General features: G+C 44.5%; 20 protein-coding genes. 7 read left to right on the top strand and 13 right to left on the bottom strand.

From position 1 onward, the window contains the following. Positions 1–36: 36 nt before the first annotated feature. Positions 37–585, bottom strand: coding sequence for a GNAT family N-acetyltransferase (locus R7O13_RS02775; protein ID WP_005376525.1), 549 nt, complete (start codon positions 583–585; stop codon positions 37–39). 271 nt (positions 586–856) lie between these two features. Between R7O13_RS02775 and R7O13_RS02770 the strand changes: the two genes are divergently transcribed. Both R7O13_RS02770 and dcuC read left to right on the top strand, forming a co-directional pair. Then, a complete protein-coding gene (locus R7O13_RS02770) occupies positions 857–1,981 on the top strand; it encodes an acyl-CoA desaturase (RefSeq protein WP_318302927.1) in 1,125 nt (374 codons plus the stop codon). A gap of 359 nt (positions 1,982–2,340) precedes the next feature. Beyond that, the gene (dcuC, locus tag R7O13_RS02765) at positions 2,341–3,708 is read left to right on the top strand and encodes an anaerobic C4-dicarboxylate transporter DcuC (protein WP_005376528.1); all 1,368 of its coding nucleotides are present in this window, start codon (positions 2,341–2,343) and stop codon (positions 3,706–3,708) included. 103 nt (positions 3,709–3,811) lie between these two features. On the opposite strand, the gene R7O13_RS02760 is transcribed toward dcuC, so the two are convergent. Beyond that, positions 3,812–4,168: a hypothetical protein gene (locus R7O13_RS02760; RefSeq protein WP_005376535.1), complete on the bottom strand. Its 357-nt coding sequence runs from the start codon at positions 4,166–4,168 to the stop codon at positions 3,812–3,814. Positions 4,169–4,744: 576 nt separating this feature from the next. Here R7O13_RS02760 and R7O13_RS02755 point away from each other — a divergent pair. The 4 genes from R7O13_RS02755 to R7O13_RS02740 all read left to right on the top strand — a co-directional run bounded on the left by R7O13_RS02755 (position 4,745) and on the right by R7O13_RS02740 (position 8,820). Next, the gene (locus tag R7O13_RS02755) at positions 4,745–5,977 is read left to right on the top strand and encodes an OFA family MFS transporter (protein WP_213866385.1); all 1,233 of its coding nucleotides are present in this window, start codon (positions 4,745–4,747) and stop codon (positions 5,975–5,977) included. A 67-nt stretch (positions 5,978–6,044) separates the two neighbouring features. Next, positions 6,045–7,658: a VRR-NUC domain-containing protein gene (locus R7O13_RS02750; RefSeq protein WP_318302923.1), complete on the top strand. Its 1,614-nt coding sequence runs from the start codon at positions 6,045–6,047 to the stop codon at positions 7,656–7,658. 163 nt (positions 7,659–7,821) lie between these two features. Then, the gene (locus tag R7O13_RS02745; protein ID WP_318131868.1) at positions 7,822–8,469 is read left to right on the top strand and encodes an AcfA family outer membrane beta-barrel protein; all 648 of its coding nucleotides are present in this window, start codon (positions 7,822–7,824) and stop codon (positions 8,467–8,469) included. 15 nt (positions 8,470–8,484) lie between these two features. After that, positions 8,485–8,820: a NirD/YgiW/YdeI family stress tolerance protein gene (locus R7O13_RS02740; RefSeq protein WP_318131869.1), complete on the top strand. Its 336-nt coding sequence runs from the start codon at positions 8,485–8,487 to the stop codon at positions 8,818–8,820. Positions 8,821–8,901: 81 nt separating this feature from the next. Here the strand turns inward: R7O13_RS02740 and yegS are convergent, their stop codons facing one another. From yegS to R7O13_RS02685, 11 genes are all read right to left on the bottom strand, one after another. Beyond that, entirely contained in the window at positions 8,902–9,804 is a 903-nt protein-coding gene (gene yegS, locus R7O13_RS02735) for a lipid kinase YegS (protein ID WP_005388239.1), read from the bottom strand. A gap of 8 nt (positions 9,805–9,812) precedes the next feature. Further along, the gene (locus R7O13_RS02730) at positions 9,813–10,718 is read right to left on the bottom strand and encodes a LysR family transcriptional regulator (RefSeq protein WP_005376541.1); all 906 of its coding nucleotides are present in this window, start codon (positions 10,716–10,718) and stop codon (positions 9,813–9,815) included. Positions 10,719–10,890: 172 nt separating this feature from the next. Continuing rightward, on the bottom strand, positions 10,891–11,316 hold the full coding sequence (locus R7O13_RS02725; RefSeq protein WP_053349169.1) for a bifunctional diaminohydroxyphosphoribosylaminopyrimidine deaminase/5-amino-6-(5-phosphoribosylamino)uracil reductase RibD: 426 nt from the start codon (positions 11,314–11,316) through the stop codon (positions 10,891–10,893). 49 nt (positions 11,317–11,365) lie between these two features. Beyond that, positions 11,366–12,667 carry a BatD family protein gene (locus R7O13_RS02720; protein ID WP_318302918.1) on the bottom strand — a complete coding sequence of 434 codons (1,302 nt, stop codon included), beginning with the start codon at positions 12,665–12,667 and terminating at the stop codon, positions 11,366–11,368. Then, a complete protein-coding gene (locus R7O13_RS02715) occupies positions 12,664–14,394 on the bottom strand; it encodes a VWA domain-containing protein (protein ID WP_318302916.1) in 1,731 nt (576 codons plus the stop codon). The genes R7O13_RS02720 and R7O13_RS02715 overlap by 4 nt, the downstream gene beginning before the upstream one ends. Further along, positions 14,387–15,457 (bottom strand): vWA domain-containing protein, encoded by a 1,071-nt coding sequence (locus tag R7O13_RS02710; protein ID WP_213915793.1) that lies wholly within the window; start codon positions 15,455–15,457, stop codon positions 14,387–14,389. The genes R7O13_RS02715 and R7O13_RS02710 overlap by 8 nt, the downstream gene beginning before the upstream one ends. After that, on the bottom strand, positions 15,450–16,028 hold the full coding sequence (locus R7O13_RS02705) for a DUF4381 domain-containing protein (RefSeq protein ID WP_318302914.1): 579 nt from the start codon (positions 16,026–16,028) through the stop codon (positions 15,450–15,452). The genes R7O13_RS02710 and R7O13_RS02705 overlap by 8 nt, the downstream gene beginning before the upstream one ends. Beyond that, on the bottom strand, positions 16,029–16,991 hold the full coding sequence (locus tag R7O13_RS02700; protein ID WP_318302913.1) for a DUF58 domain-containing protein: 963 nt from the start codon (positions 16,989–16,991) through the stop codon (positions 16,029–16,031). It abuts the gene before it with no gap. A 12-nt stretch (positions 16,992–17,003) separates the two neighbouring features. Continuing rightward, positions 17,004–17,987 (bottom strand): AAA family ATPase, encoded by a 984-nt coding sequence (locus R7O13_RS02695; RefSeq protein ID WP_005376549.1) that lies wholly within the window; start codon positions 17,985–17,987, stop codon positions 17,004–17,006. An 85-nt stretch (positions 17,988–18,072) separates the two neighbouring features. Next, a complete protein-coding gene (locus R7O13_RS02690) occupies positions 18,073–19,374 on the bottom strand; it encodes an anaerobic sulfatase maturase (protein ID WP_318302912.1) in 1,302 nt (433 codons plus the stop codon). 106 nt (positions 19,375–19,480) lie between these two features. Beyond that, positions 19,481–21,007, bottom strand: coding sequence for an arylsulfatase (locus R7O13_RS02685; RefSeq protein WP_318302911.1), 1,527 nt, complete (start codon positions 21,005–21,007; stop codon positions 19,481–19,483). A 141-nt stretch (positions 21,008–21,148) separates the two neighbouring features. Here R7O13_RS02685 and R7O13_RS02680 point away from each other — a divergent pair, with 141 nt between their 5' ends. After that, the gene (locus tag R7O13_RS02680) at positions 21,149–22,006 is read left to right on the top strand and encodes a LysR family transcriptional regulator (RefSeq protein ID WP_025767859.1); all 858 of its coding nucleotides are present in this window, start codon (positions 21,149–21,151) and stop codon (positions 22,004–22,006) included. Positions 22,007–22,019: the final 13 nt, after the last annotated feature.

The raw sequence follows: 22,019 nt of genomic DNA, 5'->3' as shown, positions 1-22,019 counted from the left end.
TGAGACTGCTCTTATCTAATGTTTTAGAACGCTAGGTTAGGAGTAAATCACGTTTTCCTCAATCCCACTAACTAATGACTGGGCGTTCTTCCAACGGAATACTTTTTCTAACACCTCTTTGCCATCAGGTGCGCGCCAAGTTCGCTCTTGATCCTCTTGTCCACCAATGTGGCGATAGAATTCAATCGCAGAAATGTTTTGCGACACAACTTCTAAATAAAGACCTGTGTCTTTAAAGTACTGCTGTTGCCATTCTGCGACAGCAAGTAATAGCTGCTTACCAATCCCACGACCACGGTAACTGTCATCAACATGCAATGCGTCAATAAAGGTTCCACGCTCGAAATCATGGTTGCCGAACACACAAACAAAGCCAAGTAGCAAACCTCCCTCCTCCGCCAAGACAATGTGCTGATTGAATGGTGGGTTGGTCAAACGGGTTTGCCAAATCAGTAGTTTGTCGTCAATCGCTTCTTTCTCAAGATAGTTATCACTAAGAATGCCACGGTAATGACGCTTCCAGCTATCCGCATGAAGATGCGCAATGCGCTCGTAGTCCTTATATTCCGCTAATCGTAAATCCATTACGTATTCCTATTTTCTTACATTTTTGCTTCTTTATAGAGTCTCGGTATATTCCACCTTTATAACACTTGTTTCTTGGCAGATTTTATACACCTTAAGCCAGAGCTCATTTTTTAATACTACTCATTATTCAATTAAAAGCAAAATATCCCATCAAGTTCCTTAATCTACACCCAAAGGAATAGTCACATTTGTCTAACTTTAATTTGACTTACATGTGTACGCTGATATTCTAGCGAACAGTTGTTAGCTCAAAGTTAGGGATACACCTGTGACTCAAAACAAACCACCTGTTATCTGGTTGAATACATTAATATTTTCTGCCAGTTTTGTTCTGACTTTTATTGTAATGCCTTGGTATGCATATCATTTTGGACTGGGTTGGGAACATCTAATTTGGGGAGTGATTGCATTTAGTTTTACTAACCTTTCTATTACAGCAGGCTATCATCGTCTCTGGAGCCACAAAACATACGAAGCTCATCCTATTTTGCGCGCCATTTTTGCGATTGGAGGAGCATTTTCTTTGCAAAATAGTGCATTACATTGGTCTTCTGATCATCGTGTGCATCACAAACATGTCGACAATAACGATAAAGATCCGTACTCAGCCAAGCGGGGTTTTTGGTATTCTCACATTGGGTGGATGTTACGTGATTACAATAAATCAAAGGAAAACGAATATACAAACTGCCGTGACCTAAAGCGCGACAAAATCGTCATGTGGCAGCATAAGTATTATGTTCCACTTGCCCTACTGACTAATATTGGTTTCCCAGTCATGCTCGGACTGATCTACGGTGATATCTGGGGGATGTTATTGGTCGTTGGTGCGGCTCGACTCTTTATGAGTCACCATACGACTTTTTTCATTAACTCCCTCGCACATATTTGGGGTAAGCAAACTTTCACAGACAAAAACACTGCTCGCGATAATGGTGTACTCGCCTTTTTCACATTTGGAGAGGGTTACCATAATTTCCATCATATTTTCGAGAATGACTATCGCAATGGCGTGTATTGGTGGCATTACGACCCAACGAAGTGGTTGATAAAGTCATGTTCTTGGCTAGGACTCACATCTAAGTTGCGCACAACGCCTGCATTTAGAATTGAAAAAGCCCGTGCGAGTCAACTTTTGAAGAAAGCAAGAGAAAAGCTAGAATCGAAACCGAACACGCAAACGATCCTCGATCAGCTACAGCACGAGTTTGATACTCTAGTTCATCACATGCAGGAATACTACGAGATGCGTAAAGAAGTACTCGGTGCCAAAACTGCCAGTGTGGTAAAAAAATACGAATGTTCTGTAACAAAAATGAAGTATCAGCAAATTAAAGCAGAGTTCGAACGGCAGCAGCTTAGTTGGAACCTTATGGTTCGTCGATACGCATAGTTTATCCTCATTCTTACGATTACTTAGCTTCGCTTCGGCGAAGCTTTTTTGTTGCGAAGAGTGTTTTCCAATAATTGCTTACTGAGTAAAGTCTTTTTCCTATTGTGAATCAATTCACTCTTTATTCATTCACTTTCCTAGTCATATTTTCCTTCCTATAAATAGCTTCAAACCAGCACATAACACTTAGAAAACCAAATTCCAACAATACAATCTAACGAAATTATTTATTAAATTATTATTTGTCTCAGATCATGCAAGCCCCATATTTGTCTCGTGCCACAGCTAAGAATTCTGTAAATTCCTTGTCATAAACTGAAACAGTTTCTTTCTTTTTTACATAACATTCGGAGATCCCTATGTTAGAGCTCTTAATTGGCTTAGTGGTTACCATTGCGGTGGGTTACTTTATTGTCAAAGGCTATAAAGCTGCGGGCGTGTTACTGACCGCTGGTATTGCTTTACTTCTTATGACTGGCGTTTTGGGGCACGACGTGCTGCCGTCAAAAATCACCTCAACTGGTAACATGGTGACAGATGCGCTTGAATACGTGAAATACATGCTTCAATACCGCGGTGGCGGTCTTGGTATGCAAATCATGCTGCTTTGTGGTTTTGCGTCATACATGACTCATATCGGCGCGAACAACGTGGTAGTGAAACAGTTCTCTAAACCGCTTTCTGTCATCAAGTCTCCTTACGTCCTTTTGGTAGCGGCTTACATTGTGGCGTGTTTAATGTCTCTTGCGGTAAGTTCTGCAACAGGCCTTGGCGTACTATTAATGGCGACACTATTCCCTATGATGGTCGCGATGGGCATTTCTCGTCCAGCAGCCGTTGCAGTGTGTGCCTCTCCAGCGGCAATCATTCTTTCTCCTACTTCTGGTGATGTTGTTATCGCAGCAGAAAAGTCTGGTTTAGAGCTTGATGTGTTTGCGGTACAAACTGTGTTGCCTGTTTCTATTTGCGCAATCATCGTCATGGCAGCGGCAGCGTTCTTCTGGAACAAATACTTAGATAAGAAAGAAAATACACCAATGGAAAAAATTGATGTATCAGAGATCAAAGCTGACGCACCAGCGTTTTATGCAGCTCTTCCATTTCTACCTATCATCGGCGTTTTCCTATTCAACGGTCGTACCATTCCAGGACTTAGTCTAGACATCTACACTATTGTGGTTGGTTCGATTTTCCTTGGAGCTCTGATCCATTATGTTGTAAATAAGTTCGATGGTAAGAAATCACTAGAAGATTTAGATTCTTGTTACGCAGGCATGGCTGACGCGTTCAAAGGCGTTGTGATGCTTTTGGTTGCCGCAGGGGTTTTTGCACAAGGTCTGATGTCTATCGGCGCTATCGATAACCTACTTCATCTAGCAGATAATGCTGGTGCAGGCGGCGTTGCTTTAATGCTTATTCTAACTGCATTGACAGTTGCAGCAGCAATTGCAACGGGTTCGGGTAACGCGCCTTTTTATGCGTTCGTGGAGTTAGCACCATCTTTGGCTGCGAAAATGGGATTAAACCCTGCTTTCCTAATTATCCCGATGCTTCAAGCATCAAACCTAGGCCGTACTATCTCACCAGTATCTGGCGTAATCGTTGCGACATCAGGTATGGCAAACATCAGCCCGTTTGAGGTTGTAAAACGCACATCCGTTCCAGTTCTAGCAGGCCTTATCACGGTGATTATTGGTACTATGGTGCTTGTTCCAATGAGTGCCTAACGGTATTGCCACGATCAAACTAAAAGCAATATCCGAACAAAATTACGTTTAATTAAAAACGCCAGCAAATGTGCTGGCGTTTTTTTTATTCTAATGTGTTGATTTACGCTGACTTAAATCGGTCAGGAATCTTAGTGATGCTCTCTCTGTAGCTAAACCATAAGTAGGTAACGGCAAGCGAAAAGAATAAATATGAAAGTGCGAATACGATTGGAGACGTGATTAATTCCGCGGACATTCCCCACATCACACCGACTACGGTTATCGTCAACTTAGAAAGCATACCGCAAATGAGTAGGAATAAAGCAAGCTGTGGAAAGCGCGAGCTGCGAAATGCGAAGAAATAACAGCTACCTACAGCTAAAGAAGCAATAGATAAGCCCAACATAAATGAATGGATGTGGTCTGCTGATGCGATACCAGCGGATACCGAAGCCATGAGTAATAGGAACAGTTTCATAAGTCACCTCACAACAAATCTAAAAAGCATCCCTTCATAAATGAAAACTCATTTTTCACTATATTCTGCGCCTAAAATCAGCAATTACAAGTTACTTTTTTGCTCACTTAATGAACATAAAAGCTAATCAGCTTCAATTATTACAAAAGGTTAACAATTAAAAATTAAGAAACCCTTTGCATCTGATACTTACGACAGTTAGATGATAAATTCGCCATTTTTGTTACAGATGGTTAACATGGAAACATTTTGAAATTTTTTATTTGAAATGTGAACTGTGCACTCAACAGCGTAAAACCTCTCTGTCTTGACTCATCATTCGTTATTAGCGAACAAAAAATATCACTTTTTTACAACGTTCTTACTACATACAAAACCATGAATTCACATCCACTTTTAATGTTGCAAATTATTTTATCAGTAACCGTAAAAAGAGATTCCAATCACATATTTATTGGTTATAATCCGCGCTCATTGCGTTAAACGTTGAAAAACGCAAACTAATTTTGAGAAAAAACATCTTTAAACCAACCTTCTTTGCGGCATTGCCAATAAGAGGAAAAACTGAGAATAAAAATGAGCAAGATTGATAAAGCTATGCGCATCCTGTTAGCAGGGTTCTGTATCAACCTTTGTCTTGGCATCCTGTATGCTTGGAGTGTATTCAACAAGGCACTGGTAACTGAATCAGGCTGGAGTGCTGCAGAAGCTTCTGCACCTTACGCAACTGCAACCATCACTTTCTCTATCTGTCTTCTTATTGCAGGTATTCTTCAAGACCGCATGGGCCCTCGAATGATCCTTATCCTAGGTACTGTTCTTACAGGTCTGGGCATGATCGCTTCTGGCTTTGTGAACTCTCCACTAATGTTGAACATTACATTCGGTGTGATCACAGGTGCAGGTATCGGCTTTGGTTACGCATGCCTATCACCTTCTGCGATGAAGTGGTTCCACGCTTCGAAGAAAGGTATGGTTAACGGCATTATTGCGGCAGGTTTTGGTCTAGCGGCTATTTACCTTGCGCCAGTAACTTCTGCGCTAATAGACAGCATGGGCATTCAAACTAGCTTTATGATTCTTGGTGTTGGTATCCTAGCGATTGCGGTTCCTCTTGCAGCAACCATCAACAACCCACCAGCAGACTACACACCTGCGGAGCCTAAAGTAAAAGAAGGCCAAGCACCTAAAGCGGTGAAAAAGTCAGATGACTTAACTTGGAAAGCAATGTTGAAAACGCCACAGTTCTACTCTCTATGGATCATGTACGCGTTTGCAGCTTCTGTTGGTCTAATGATCATTGGTAACATCACGACAATCGCAAGCGTTCAAGCAAACTTGCCAAACGCGGTTTACCTAGCGTCTATTCTTGCTGTATTTAACTCTGGCGGTCGTGTTGCCGCGGGTATGCTTGCAGATAAAATCGGCGGTGTTCGTACGCTTCTACTCGCGTTCGTTCTACAAGGCGTAAACATGGTGCTGTTCGCGACGTTCGACTCTGAGTTTACACTGATCATCGGTACAGCAATCGCAGCGGTAGGTTACGGCACACTTCTAGCGGTATTCCCTACTCTAACGGCTGAGTTCTACGGTCTGAAAAACTACGGCACTAACTACGGCGTGCTTTACACAGCATGGGGTATCGGTGGTGCAATCGGCGCAGCGGTTGTTGGTTTCTCGATGACAAATGGCGACGGCTACACCTTGGCTTACACAATTTCTTCAGCAATGATGGCAGTATGTATCGTACTAGCGTTCATCACTAAGCCATTGTCTGAAGCGAAAGTAGCACAGCTAAAAAACGCATAATTGCGAATTGATTTGATAGCGAAAAGGCTTAACCTATGGGTTAAGCCTTTTTTGTTATCGGTCGTTTATGGAAAGCCCTATCGAACTTGCACCAGACTACTATCTAGAGAACTTCTTCAAGCTGACTCATCACGCAATAACTTGGTACAGCGATTTACTGACCAAGGAAGAACACGCATGGCTTTGCTCGTTTGATTCTTTGAGCAAACACGCCCAGTGCCTTTTGGTGCGTTTATACAGCCGAAAGGGATGTTGGTTTCGAAGTGATAAGCTGAGTTATCAAGAAATACCTTCTATCAATGAAGCACTGGCAGAATTGAGTCAGCATGAGTTTGTAGCCCTTTCCCCACCCCTTTCTCATCAAGAGTTAGCGGCTAATTTACTGACCAAACCAGAAATCTCCGAGCTTTATCCCGAACTGCCGAAATCACTCAAGAAAGACGCCCTTGTCGAACATTTGAGTAATACGGAATTTGATCGTATAGAGCGGCTTGAGTTTACGATCGTCAAACTCAATTCTGCTCATATGATCGACGTGTTACTCACTCTGTTTTTTGCCAACACCCATCAAGACTTAAGTCAGTTTGTGCTTGATGACTTAGGTTTGCATCAGTTCGAGCAATATCAATTGAGTAAAGTGCGCCGTTTCTTTGATTCACGTGAGCAAATAGACCGCTTAATTGAACTGAGCCAGTTGGCCAACCTGTACTGGCAATTTGACCGAAAAGACAAAGCCAATCTCGACTTATTAATTGAGGCAATGCCTCAGCCCGTTAAACACCGTTACGTAGATCGTAAACGCGAGCACATGTTGAATGACATAGCACGTGATTACGAACGGCTTAATGATCTAGAGACCGCCCTATCTCTATTTGGCCAAACTCAACTCACACCGAGCCGAGAACGACGCGCACGTATCTATGACAAACTAAACCATGATGATTTATTTTGTGACATTGTCACAGATATGCTTAACTCACCGATCGATGTGTCTGAGCTCGAAGTTGCACAAAAACTTGAGCAACGGTTAAAACGAAAACAAGGCGAGAAAGTGCCAAGAGTGACGAAGCCAACCTGTACGGAATACTGCCTTGAACTGGATTTATCTCAACAGAGAGTCGAACTCGCCAGCAAAGCGTATTTTGAGTCCTTAGGCTGGACTGTATTTTACGCCGAAAATGCACTGCTTAATGCATTACTTGGTCTCACTTTTTGGGATGCGATTTTTGCTCCTATTGAAGGGGCATTCATTAACGCTTATCAACACCGTCCTTTAGATTTATATCACTCGGATTTTGTTACCAAGCGCCAAGCTTTGATAGATGCGGCGTTTGACGAATTGGAAACGGGTAACACTCATACGTTATTGACAAAGTACGATGAGAAGTTTGGTATCAGCAATCCATTTGTGCATTGGAGCTTAATAAGTAAAGAACTACTCGAAACAGCACTCGATACAATCCCAACTAACATGTTGATGGCGCTATTTAAAATACAATTGAGTGACCTAAAGCTTTACCGCAATGGGATGCCTGATCTGATTGCTTTTAAAGGAAACGAGTTCGAATGGATTGAAGTAAAAGGGCCGGGCGATAAACTCCAGGATAACCAATGGCGTTGGATTAAAGAGTTTACTCGCCTTAATGTGCCATTTGCGGTGTGTTACGTCGCCGCAAGTTAACTCTCTTTATATAAAGAGCTTGGCGCATATTCATTAAAACAATTTCTTTTTTACCGCACCTTGCTCTTTTTCTGAAATATTTTTGTTTCTTCACGATCACTTCACGCTTCATCACACACAATGCGCTTCTACTCATTAAGTTGATTTGAAGAGGCAAAATAAAATGAACAAAACCATTCTTGCGTTACTCGTTACCTGCTCAGTTTCGGTATCTGCGGCTCCTTATGTAGGTCTGGAATATGGACTAGGTACCACTGACCATGATTTGGAACCTCACTTTTCATCTGAAAATGTAACACTTAATCCAGAACTTGAGGATGGTATCTTCTCAGGTTTTATCGGTTACTCGTTTAATGACAATTGGGCAATTGAGCTAGGTTACAGCCAGTTTGACCTTGATGACGGCCGTTCTAAGAACCTTGGTATCAAGACAATTGATGGCAAAGATTACCATCATGAAATGGATTGGGATTCCTCTATCACAGCCAAACAAGTCTCGCTAGCACCAGTGTTTAGCTATACATTAAGTGATAAATGGACAACAAAATTCAAAGCGGGTTTAACTTACACGCAATACGACGCCAAGGTTGCTCAACATCAAGAATATGAGCTTGTCGCGAATGACGATGTGGAAATAAGCAACACGCTTTTCCATAGCTCGGAGAAGAGCAACGAGTTAGGCGCAATGTTCTCTGTGGGCGCGGAATACCAAGTGTTGTCAAAGCTCACCATTGGCGCAAACGCTAAATACCAACTAGACAGCTACGCAAACACTGCATCCTTTAACGTAGGCACAACTTATTACTTCTAATATCAGGAGAGGATAATGAAAAGAGTATTTTTAACATCCATGCTTGCCCTACTTTCAAGCTCGGCTTTCGCCGCGTTTAATGGTCCAGAAGTCAGTGCAATCAATACGGTGAAAGAGGCGCGCAACGCAACCGACGACAGCGCTGTAGTGCTAACCGGGCATATTGTTCAATCATTTGGTAACGAGACTTACTTGTTCAAAGACAACACTGGTGAGATCGAAGTAGAGATCGACAACGAAGATTGGATGGGTCAAGAAGTGACACCAAAAGATACCGTAATGATTCGAGGAGAGGTTGATTCAGATTGGACAGCTACGCAGATAGACGTTGAGACCGTTCAAAAACGTTAAGAAGTTGACTAATACCTCAACAAAAACAACACAGCCACATTTTAGTGGCTGTATTAAGCAATAATCATGGAAAACGCTCGTTTAGCTAGTCAAGCAAGGACAATCTTGCGGTACGACTAATCGTATACTCTTAGGCTGAACATCAAATCTAATGGTTCTCGAATGATAAGGTTCTCCATCTAAATTAAGAGGCAATGGATTCGGGAAGTCTATCTCCAACCAGCTTGCTCTTGTGTACTTCACAAACTCTCCTTTCTCACTCGGGTTATTGATCTCGTCGATTACTTTAGGCAGCTCATGAGGTAAAAATGGGCGCACCAATGTTAGATCCATCAGCCCATCATTAATCATCGCTTTTGGAGCTAACTCTTGCCCACCTCCAGCAAGGCGCCCATTACAAAACGCACCGAGCAACATTTCTCCCTGATACGCACCACCTTCAATCGTTATTGTTCCGTCATATGGTTTAAAGCCAAGTGCTTTTACAACACCAGTTAGCGTGTAAGCTCCGCCGCCAAGAAAGTTTTTGAGTTCAACAGGCGTTTCTGCTGTAACTTCTGCGCCAAACCCTGCTGTTGCCACGTTAATAAAGCAGCGATCGTTCGCTTTGACGCAATCGACCAAAGCGGACTGCCCCTCAACAGCAAGAGATAAAGACGCCTTAATGGAATTAGGTACTTGAATAGCGGTAGCAAAGTCATTTGCGGTACCAAGGGGAATAATGGCTAACTCAGGGCGTTTTTCTTTGTCAATTTGAATAATCGCAGAAGCCGCCTCATTGACGGTCCCATCGCCACCAGCGACAACAATACGTTCAATGCCTTCATCAACCGCTTCTTTCACTAGCCGCGGCATGTCTTGAGATTCCCACGTCACACGCACCTGCACGTCGATGCCTTTTTCTCTCATTTTCATGATTGCATCTCTTAACTCTGAATTCCCAGCTTTTTTTCCGTTAAGGATGGCACGTATTGTCTTTTTCATTGCACTTCCTATTGGTTGATGACTTTTCCTGCTTGCTTAATCTGTGAACGCAACCACTGATGGGCGCTGTCGTTTGTGCGACTAGGATGCCAGATTGTACAAAGCTCATACATTTGTTCATCAAATGGCATTGATAAAGATTTAACATGATAGGTGTTATTGAACAAGTTGATCATCGACTCTGGCATTAAACCAATGTATTCACTACCACAAATAATTGGGAGCATTTCTAGTACGCCTGAGGCTCGATACTTAATCTTTCTCTTATCCAAGTCGACAATGTCATCGGCGTTTAACAAGCTCTTACGACTCTGCCACTGCGAAACCACTACGTGTTCTTCTTCAAAAAATTGTTCAGCCGTAATCTCGTCATTCAGGCGTGGATGCGCTTCGCTACATACCACCACCAAACGCTCCGTAAGTACAGTTTCCAGTTTTAACACCGTTCTTGCTCTTGGTGTGATATCAATGATCAAATCGTATCGTTGTAACCGCAGATCACTTTCAAAATCTTCCGTAAAAAGCGGATGTACTTCTAATGCAACATTTGGTGCCGACACACGGATTTGTTTCATGACTTGAGGTAGCAACTCAAAGCTTGCAACGGACACACAGGCAATAGAAAACACTCTATTCGACACTTTAGGGTCAAACTCACTAGAGGCCGATAATGTCGAAGTGAAATTTTGTACTGAAGCTAGAAGAGCAGGATAAATATCCATCGCAAACGAGGTAGGCTCGACACCTTTAACGCAACGATGAAACAATGGATCATCGTAGATATCACGTAGCCTTGCTAGCGCTTTACTCACCGCAGGCTGGGTGATGTTTAAACGCGCCGCCGCCCGAGACAAGTTACGCTCTTCATAGATGGCAGTGAAAATGGGAATAAGATTAAGGTCGGTCGGTTTCATGCTATTAAATTTTTCAAAAGTCACTTTCTCTATTTTAATCTAACAGCATGATCCTTCACGTAGCCAAGTGCAATAAATGGGCGGTATCGCTTGTTTTAATGAGTTTTAACTCAATTTTGACGCACTTCATTCACTACATAAACTGGCACCGTAGTGCAACGTAAAGCTTGACTTAGGCTTTGCCTAGGTAAGGGGTAAGAAACTCGCTGACTTCCTCGCCGCACAAACCAGTTTCTACCTCTACACCTGCTTGTTTTAGAATCTCGATACCTCGACCACTGTTGCGCGGGTCGGGGTCCAATATGGCTACGACGACTTTGCTTATGCCGGATTTGACTAATGTCACCGCGCAAGCTGGCGTGCGACCAACAAACGAACACGGTTCCAGCGTAACGTATGCCGTCACCGATTCTAACGAGCCTTGATACGCATTCAGCGCTTCCACTTCCGCGTGATTGCCACCAATCGCTTGAGTATGACCTTCAGAAACGATTTGATTATCTTTCACTAACACGCAGCCAACCGGCGGGTTGGGTTGACATTCAGGAAGCGCATTTTTGGACACTTCCAATGCGCGGCGCATAAACTCTTGGCTCATTTGAACTCTATTCTCTAATAAAAACGAGGCGCTATATTAGCGCCCCGTTTTATTCATTGCCATCTCTTCCAATGACTTTGTCCAGTTCTGGTAACGCTCGCGGAATACGGAATTTAAAGCGTTTTTGTTTGGTCTGGACTTTGCGCCACATCGACTTCAGTAAATGAGCGCTATTTTCACCATTTTGCATTCGCGACGCACTTTTTTGCCACGATTCACTCGTATCGGCTTTGGTCATTTCTAGCTCGGCCGTATTTAAACGCAATTGTTTGTACAATATGGTCCTTGCTTCAGACCAACGTTTAGCCTTTAACAAACGGTGGAACGTCAGCCATGCTGGTGTCGGTCTGTTGCGGTAGTAACGTTTAATGGCTACCAATGAAATAATCACAAAACCCAGCAACACAAGCGTGGAAACAATCCATGCAAAGTACGTTCTGATGAAGGACTTCAACGTGTGCTTCGCGGCAAAAGTTTTACCCTCTAACATCACCGTTTCTACTTGCTGAGTCTTACTGTTCCACCAACGGAACTCATAATCCGGCAGGGTTAATGCACCACCTTGTTGAATCACGTACACGCTCTCTTCTGTGCGTGTTGACTGGTAATCACCACGTGTTTGCGTATCTGTCAAACGGTGGGGTTGAGGATACGCTTGATAACGGGTTGTTGATTCTCCTTTCAACAAGTCTGGTAGCAATACAGATAGTGAATCTTGAGCCGAAATGGTGATTTTACGCGTGATTGCATCCCCAACTGTGAGTGACTCAGTGGAGGTATCCCACTCTTGCTTTACCTCTACATCTGTTGCAGAAAACCAAGGTGTCTCACCACTCAGCAGGCCCGATGGCAAGACGGTTTTGAACTTAATCGGCTGCGTGTAAAGTGTGCCTGACACCTTCTCGCCGTCCGGCGCAGACACCTGAACGCCCACTGCGACAGGTGGAATCACAAAATCACCAGAAGCTTGAGGATACAAAGTCACTTCCCAGCGTTGACGCGACCAAGTTTGTCCCTCTTTTTGCTCAGTAAAGTTGGTTGCTAGTTGATTACGCTGTTTGGCGATAACATTGGGTATTTCAATATTGCCAATTCTCGTACCACCCGTAAACCAACGCGGCGTTGCCACTTCGATGGTTAAAATAACTTGCTCATTGACGCTAAAACTTGGTGTTTTCCTCTTCTCTCCAGCCATTGGTTGTTTACCAACCCACGCTTGTAACTCAACTCCATGCTTTCGTTGAACGTCACGAATATCTTGAGCCAACACACTACTGCTCAGGAGGAAGCCGAAACAGATAACTAACCACAAGGGTAAAGCAAAGTGCGTAAAACGGTGGCTTTTCATCATTGCACCGCCTCCTCTGTATTTTCGTTCGCAGTAGAGGTTGATTCTCCGGTTTCTATTGAACGCAATTGAATCTGAAACTTCGCATTTAAGAAGTATTTAGGATCCGCTTCGACTCGCTTTAACCATTTGTCGGCTAATTCTTGGCTACCTAAGATGTCGTCTGCACTTAATGTTTCTTTAATCATCAACTCCGCTGACGTTTTTTCATCCGCCCCTTCTGCGGTTTGAGGGTTATCGCCTAGCTCGGTTGATGCTTCTTGCTCCGTTCCTGCCTGACTCTCACTCATCCGGTTGATGTCCTCTACAATACCACCAATCACTTTCAAGTTATGCTCAACATCCGGTCTTAGCCTCTCGCTCAACGTTGGCTTGTTGGCTAGGGATTTTAACAAGTCACGTGCAGCCAAATATTCACGCTGACGCGCCAATGCACTCGCCGCATTATAAAGACCGTAATCTCGAACCTCTTCGGACGGGTCGTTTTGCATCTCCAAAAACGCACTGTGCGCGAGTTCAAACTCGCTAGCGTAGTAGTACGCCGTGCCTTTGCGTAATGGATCGACAAAGTGTTTTGCAGCTTCTAAATACGCTTGTTGGTTGAACAAACGCTGTCCTTGTTGGTCTGGCGTCAGCCACAAATCCCACCACCATTGCGCCACCTTGTCGAAGGTCGTCACTTTTTGCACAACTTGTGGCTGCTCGGCTTTAACAGAAATGTTCTCCGCCATTGCACTGGTCGGCATCAACAGTGTACCGCTCACCATCGCAATCACACACCATTGCACTAACCACCCTTTTCTAAACCACAGCATCATGATCAACGCGATTGGAAACAGAAGTTGATAACCCATGTCTTTCCAAGGCATTGAAGATTCGCCATTAAGCTGCATATTGCGCTCAACGTATCGGTTCACTTGCTCGATATCACTGTTATCGACGGTCACTTCCATTAATCGACCGTTGGTCTGGCTGGCCAGTTTTTGTAGAGAATCCAAATCCATTGGGTTGTTACTCACAATGTCAGCGTTCCCTGCCGCAAGAATTAACAGTTGATAAGGTTTGCCCGAGAAATACGCTTGGTATTGCTCAATCGTGGCAGGATTAACGCCATCACTCACCAACAGAACGGTAGAGCCTGGTTGACCTTGCAATTGTTGGTCAATTAACGGCAAGGCTTTTTCGGCAAGCTTACCTTGCACGGGCATAATTTCTGGCGTAATGGCCGCCAAAAACGGGTCAAATACTTTGCTGTCTTGAGTTATAGGCATCGCGACATGAGCACTGCCCGCGAACACGACTAAACCCGTTTTTCCGCCTTTTCGCGCGGCTAGCAAATCGCGTATTTTCTGTTTGGAACGCTCAAGGCGGCTTGGTGGGAGATCTTTTTGCAGCATCGAGTCGCTGTTATCAAGCACCACAAGCATAGAGGCTTTATCTTCGCCAAAGGGAGAAGATTCTCGTTGCCACGTTGGGCCTGCACAAATCACAATGGCGATGAACACAATCAGCATCAAGAGCTTAAGCGGCAGTTGCTTACGCCAGCCTCGCTCACCTATCGTCAAAGCATTGCGTAAATGTTCGGGCAGAATATCCTTCCAGCTTGGCTTGCTTTCTTCTCGCCAGCGTAACCACACCAAGAAAAACATGGGTACCAAAGCCAGTAACCACAGTGGTCGAATAAAATGAAACTGCGTAAAGAATTGCGTCCAACTAAGAGAATCAAACATCGCTCTCTCCTAATGATGATCGTGTAACAGCCCTTCTTTTGAGTGTTGCGACGCTGAACGCGAGCAAATGCATGATGACCACTAACGCCATCAAGTAATGGTGAAGGCTTTGTTTTGGGCGGTATGTAGTGCTTTCGTAAAGTTGAGGTTCCAGTTTGCCAATTTCGTCGTAGGCAGCCGATAGTTCATCACGGTTGAGTGCTTCAAACGCTTCACCGCCGGATTCTTTCGCAATGCGATGAATCGTCTCCATATCCAACGCGGTTTCACCTATCGTTTCCGGATCGCCCATCGCAATGACGTGTACTCTCACGCCTTTGGCTTTCGCCACTTTCGCCGCATCAATCGGTTCAACAAAACTGCCCGTGTCGTTACCATCGGTTAATACAATCGCGACTTTTTCACGGTTTTGGTCTTGTTCTAAAGCACCACGCGACTTATCGCTTTGCTCAAAAACTTTAATCGCTAAGCCAATCGCATCACCAAGATGGGTACTCTGCCCTGCCATTGCCACATCGGTTTGGTTAAGCAGTTCGAGCCACACTTTTTGGTCTGCGGTAAATGGCGTTTGCACGAAAGCAGCATCACCAAAAAGCACCAAGCCTAATCGGTCACCTTTACGAGACTGAACAAACTCCGACAGCACTTCTTTTGCCGCATCAAGACGAGAAATTTTTTCGCCTGTACGTGAGGTGAAATCTGGCTCGGCCATGGAGCCCGAAAGATCCACCACCACCATCACATCGCGACCTAAACTCTCGCGAACTTGAGGCTCGCCTAACACGGTGGGTTTTGCCATCGCACACACCACCAAAAGCCATGAGAGAATTAACGTTGCTCGTTGCCACCAACTCGGGGTCAACTGGCTTGCACCTTCTGATGGCGTCTCGCCAATCGCTTCCACCAGCTGACTAAAAAACGGCACTTTGATCGCCATTTGCTTAGTGCGATATGCAGGCACCAAGTAGTACACCACCAACGGCAAGGGCAAAACCAGAAACCACATTGGGTGAGCAAATTCAAAACCAGACAAACCAGTTATCGATGCAAGAAGATCATTCATGTTGACCTCCCTGATGTGCTTTGCGTTTCAATCGTGGTGATTTCTTTGCCGCGCTTTTTTGAGCATCACCACGGTGTTCACTCACCCAGTTTTTCGCACGAGCAATAAGCTTTAATCGCTCTTCGTTGGTTAGCATAACGTTTGGGTCAACAATACTTTGTAACCAGCGCTTTGAAAGCTCATCGTTAAAGACCACAAGCGAGTTTGCTTGAGAATCTTCGGTTTGCGGATACAGCGCATCGAGCTTGCGCAGAAAGGCGGTATCAAACAATTTCGCGTTGCGGCTATCAATATGAATCAGCACTACTTTAAGCACCGAGAACAATGCTTTAGGCATATCTTTGTCGCTCGATTTGATTTGCAAAATCGCCAGTAGAGCTTCTTTTCGGTAACGATTATGCCACCATTGCCGAGCCAAGCGATATGCGAAATATACCAATGCAATGAGCACAACCGCCGCTAAAATTTTCCAGCCAATAGTTTGCGGGTACCAACTCACGCTAGATGGTACGGCCACATCATGCAGCTCTCTGAGTATGTAGGTACTTGGAGGCGTAGGAAGATCACTCATTTAACGCCCTCCTACCAGTTTTTGGAATTGTTTAATGTGCTCACCTGTCGTATCGAGTTCGATGTGCGGAAGGTGTTTCATCGCCATAAGTTGAGAGAGTGATTGACGCTGTAAGCTAGTTCGAGCCTCAAGCTTTGCGCTCGCAGCTTCTACCTTTGCTTTGCTGTCTAAGTTGAGTTGATACTGCCCATCACCAACCACCCATTTCGATTTTGCCAAATCGTCTGGTAACGTTTGTTCTAATGGGTCACTGACCATCACTGCGAGAACATCATTGTGCTGTTGCAGCTGTTTAAGGTGATCAAGATGGTGCTCCTCGCAGTCGCTCCAGTCGCTGATAAAAATCAAAGTGGATTGCTTGAGCTTCATGCGTTTAATGAGCTCAATCCATTGACTGAACGTTACTTTTTCGGAATTGCGGGAGTCCACATTGAGCGATTGATTGGCTCTAGCGAGACGCTTAAGCTGCGCCAGAAGATCGTTTTGCGAACGCTGTGCCTTGCTGTGAAACAACGCCTGCGGGGATGCGATGACAAAACCGACTCGGTCGCCATCTTTTAATACTCGCCACCCACACATCGCTGCGATCTCTGCCGCGACAACCGATTTCATTACTTGCGTCGAAGCAAAAAACATTGTGCTTCTCTGGTCGACACACACGATTACGTTGCGATCTTTTTCTTCTGTATAACTGCGTACGTGCGGCTTACCTGTACGCATCGTAACTTTCCAATCAAGGTTACGAATATCGTCACCCAATTGGTAATGGCGCAGCTCTTCGAAGTTCAATCCACGACCGCGAAACAACGAATTGTGTCGGCCAGAGAGTACGCTACCCGCCTTTAGGTGAGGAAGTAAACTGAATGATTCTGCTTGTGCTTGAAGACGTACTAAACGAGCGTAATCACAGTACAAACGAGGATCCATCCCCTGTGATTTTGGCGCAAGAGTTGGCTTAGCCATAATGCCTCCCACTTACCCAATTTCTACACAATCTAGCAGCTCTTGTACGACTCGTTGGTGATCGACTCCGTCTGCTAGTGCGTCGTAGGTCAAAGAAAAACGGTGGCCCAATACAGACGGAACCATGGCACGCACATCGTCAGGAGTCACATGGTCACGTCCTTGCATCCACGCATACGCACGAGCGCATTTGTCGAGTGCGATGGAAGCACGAGGACTAGAGCCAATCTCAATCCATTTTGCTAAGTTTGAATCGGCATAACGCTCTGGCTTACGAGTCGCCATCACTAACGCAACGATGTAGTTTTCCACTAGGTCCGATACCACGATGTTTGGTAACTGACGGCGCGCTTCTAGCACCACGTCTGGCTCAATGTGTTTTGGCGTAATAATTTCGCTGCTGGTTTCCGCACCCAATTCTTCACTGCGCACCAAACGAATGATGTCACGTTCGGCGTCATCTTCTGGATAATCGACGGTAACCTTCATGATAAAGCGGTCCATTTGCGCTTCTGGCAGTGGGTACGTGCCCTCTTGCTCTACTGGGTTTTGCGTTGCAAGCACCATAAATAAGTCTGGCAATACGTGAGTTTTATCGCCTACTGTGATTGTGCCTTCGGCCATGGCTTCAAGCAGTGCCGCTTGTACTTTGGCTGGTGCACGGTTGACCTCATCAGCAAGTACAATGCTGTTAAAAATTGGCCCTGGCTGAAAATGGAGTTGCGGCTTACCATCCAGCTCTTGATAAACCTCAGTACCCGTCACGTCAGATGGTAAAAGGTCCGGCGTAAACTGGATTCGACCAAAACTGGTGTTTAACAAGTTCGCCAACGATTTTACGGAACGTGTTTTTGCCGTTCCCGGTAAACCTTCTAGCAGAATATGCCCATTTGTTAATAACCCGATGACTAAAGCTCGAACCACGTGGCTTTGTCCAATGACGCTTTTTTCTGTTTGTTCGATGAGTTCTTTTATCGCTTGTTGTGCGTGGTTCATAGGATACCTTTTCAATGGATTAAGCCGTCTTTTCGATAGTTAAGTATAAGAACAAATGAAATAACTTAAGGTTATATTCACTATGTTATCTTTGCGGTTCTTGAGATTGGAGAAGTTGTGCAAGACCAACCAACATCGGTAACGCATAATCAAAGAACATTTTGATTCCCGAACACAAATAGTTTAGACCACTCTCACCATTCGGCGTTTTGATCAAACGGTTTTTTGGGCACTCACCCCAACAATAAGGCAAGTAAGGGCATTGCTTACAATACGTCGGCAATGAATCGCGTTTTGCCATGCCAAAAGTATATTGTCTTGTAGAGAAGGCCATTTCATTCAGTGAGTGTTCATGAATGTTGGCGAGTTTGTATTCTGGATACACATAGTGGTCGCAACTGAACACGTCGCCATTGTGCTCAATCGCCAACCCTTTGCCACAAAACTCCGCCGTCACGCAAAGCTGAGACGGTTTCCCCATTACTTGCGCCACCGCGGTTTCAAACAGATTAACCAGCACACGGCCAAGATCGTTATTCACCCACTCTTCAAAGGTCGCCATTAAAAAGCGTCCCCAGTCTTCAGGATCGACTGACCAATCCGTTACAACAGACATTGGATGTCCCGGTTTAGCCAGATCACTGCCTTTGGTTGGGATCATCTGTTCGTTCCAAAACTGCGGCGCGGTTGTTTGGAAGTTGTTGGCTTCTACCACCGGCGAAAACTGAATATAAGTCACACCCAATTCTTGGGTTAAAAATCGATATACTTCGAGCGGGTATTTCGCATTGTGACTATTCACCGTGACCAACGCGTTGAACTTCACGCCATGCGCTTTGAGCTTATCTACCGCTTTCATTACGAGATCAAACGTTGGCTTACCGCTGCGGGTTTTGCGATATTTGTCGTGCAGCTCTCGTGGTCCATCAATCGACAAGCCAACTAGGAATTTTTGCTCTTTTAAAAACGCACACCACTCATTGTTTAGCAAAATGCCGTTGGTCTGAAGGTCGTTTTCAATGCGAACGCCTTTCGGCTGATATTTCTTTTGCAAAGCTACGACATTGCGGAAATAGTCCAACCCAAGCAGCGTCGGCTCCCCGCCCTGCCATGAGAATACAATTTCTTCGCCATCCTGACTTTCGATATAGCTTTTCACGAACGCTTCCAGTGTTGCGTCGTCCATTTTTGGCTGCTTTTCTTGGTGCAGTAGATTTTCTTTATGCAGATAAAAGCAGTACTGACAATCGATGTTGCACTTTGCTCCGCCTGGCTTTGCCATCACATGGAATCGACGGTCATACGCGCCCAGAACAGGCGCTTTAGACGCCGTTTTAAGAGGAACAATAGGCATAGTAGTAGAATGGCGAGGGGAAATCTTACTCATACGTTTCTCACTATTACATATACCCAAATAACCTCGTGAGCGCTGTACAGCAAAAGTGAAGCTATTTGGGTATATAGCGCTCCAAAAAGCGCTATATAATCTTAATTTACTTAGAAGACTTAGGTACGAACGAACCTGCTTCCATACGAGGCGGGAATTCTTTGAATGTACCCATCACCTCTTTCACTGTATCCATTGCTGGCATCATTAAGAATGAACGCTCGTACATCCAACGAGAATAACCCATGCCTTGATCGCCTCGTTCAAATGGATCAATGCTCAAGTCAAAGATCAGTGGCACACGAAGTTTAGTGAACGGCTTACGCCATACATCCATACCCGTTTCATTCTCTTGAATCATAAAGTGGAACTTGTACTTTCCTTGGCGCAATGCCACAAGATCGCCGTCGTCACTCCAGTAAACGAACTCATTTCGTGCGGATTTGTCTGACTTACCCGTTAAATATGGCAGTTGGTTGTAACCGTCTAGGTGAACTTTGTAGTCCATATCGCCAACTTTTTTGCCTTTTAGCAGTTCGTCTTTAACTTTGGTATCACCTGCCGCAGCAACTAGTGTCGGGAAAAAGTCCTCTAATGACATCATGCCGTTGAATGTTTTACCTGCCTCAATTTTTCCAGGCCATTTAATTAACATTGGCACACGGAAACTCCCTTCCCAACCAGTGTTTTTCTCTGAGCGGAACGGTGTCATCCCTGCATCCGGCCACAAATCAACCATAGGGCCGTTGTCAGTGGTGTAAACAATGATTGTATTGTCATCCACACCTAACTCTTTGATCTTGTTAAGTAGCTGACCGATTTGGTCATCGTGCTGCTTAACACCATCCGCGTATAAACCGGCACCTGTTTTACCTTGGTATTCTTCAGGAACATGTGTGAAGTTGTGCATGCGAGTGGTGTTAAACCAAGTAAAGAACGGCTTGTCCGCTTTTACTTGTTTTTCTATGAAGCTTTCTGCGGCATCAAGAAACTCACCATCAACATTTTCCATACGCTTACGCGTAAGTGGACCGGTATCTTCGATTTTGCCGTCAGCGTAAGAATGGATAACGCCACGAGGGCCAAATTTCTTCTTGAACTCCGGATCTTTAGGGTAATCCACGTTCTCTGGCTCTTCTTCTGCGTTCAAGTGGTATAGGTTGCCGAAGAATTCATCAAAACCGTGGTTGGTAGGAAGATGCTCGTCTCGGTCACCTAAATGGTTCTTACCAAATTGTCCGGTTGCGTAACCCATTTGCTTAAGCACGGTTGCAATCGTCGGATCTTTTTCCGAGATACCTTCCGGAGCGCCTGGTAAGCCCACTTTTGATAGACCTGTACGTTTTGGCATTTGACCAGTGATGAATGCAGAACGGCCTGCTGTCGAGCTTTGCTGTGCGTAGAAGTTAGTGAACTTCGCACCCTCTTTAGCAATGCTATCGATGTTTGGCGTGTTGTACGCCATCATGCCTTGGTTGTAGGTACTAAGGTTCCAGTAACCAACATCATCACCAAAGATGACAAGAATGTTGGGTTTGTCCGCTGCATGTGCAACTGCAGATGCAGCGCCCAAAGCTAACGTACATGCGTTAAGTACGAGTTTTTTACTGCTCGTTTTGGTCGCATTTTTCATATTATCTCCAAGAGTTCGCTAGTGCGTAAAAAATGGTATTCGCTTTTCAATACCATTGTTGATATAAGATAAAGCACTAATTTCAGGCGATAAATGCAGTCAAAATTAGTTAACCTATAAATTAAATTTATGAGTGACGTTATGGACTTGAATTTGATCCAAACTTTTCTTGTTGTTGCGGAGTTTCAATCTTATACAAAAGCCGCGGAACAATTAGGGCTTACACAACCTGCTGTGAGCGCTGCAATAAAGCGTTTAGAGCAAGTCGTAGATAAGCAATTATTCGTTAAAAAAGGACGAGGGATCGCACTAACCTCCACCGCTTATCAATTACTGCCGCAATTCCAGCAAGCGGTTAATATTATTGACAATGCGATATCTGATAAAAATCATTTTGAAGTGTGTTGTTCGGAAATTTTGTTGCACATTATGGACCCGATAAAGAACACTATTTTTTATGAATCACCACCCGAAAAATTCCTATTATTTGAGCTGTTAAGACAACAAAAAGTCGATCTAGTAATCGATACGGTGATCACGAAAGATGCAGCGTTTATTATTGAAGATGCCTATGAGGAAGAAGCCGTGGTTATCTGTCGTGAGAACCATCCCCGTGTACACGGCACGCTCACAAAAGAGCAATTTTATGAGGAAACTCACTGTTTATTTTCAGGAAAATGGAACAACATGTCGGGGTTCGAGCAACTAGCAAAGGAAACAATTCAAGAAAGAAAAGTCGACTTGATCACATCTTCGCTAGCGGGCATGGCGCTGTATGTCGCCCAAAGAGACAGTTTAGGGATCGTGTCTCAATCTTTTGCAAACAAGTGGAGCAAAGCGCTCAAACTTCAAATTTTGCCCTGCCCCATTTCGATACGCTCTATCCCTTACAAGTTCGTTTACCATAAGCGAGAGGTAAACAACCCAGCCCACATCGCTCTACGTGAAAAAATCAAAGCCAACTTAACGGCAGCCCACTACGAACCAATTTGTTTATAACTCTTGTCAATTG

The organism is Vibrio sp. Y176 (assembly GCF_033438945.1).
This window is presented reverse-complemented; position numbering and strand designations above follow the sequence as displayed.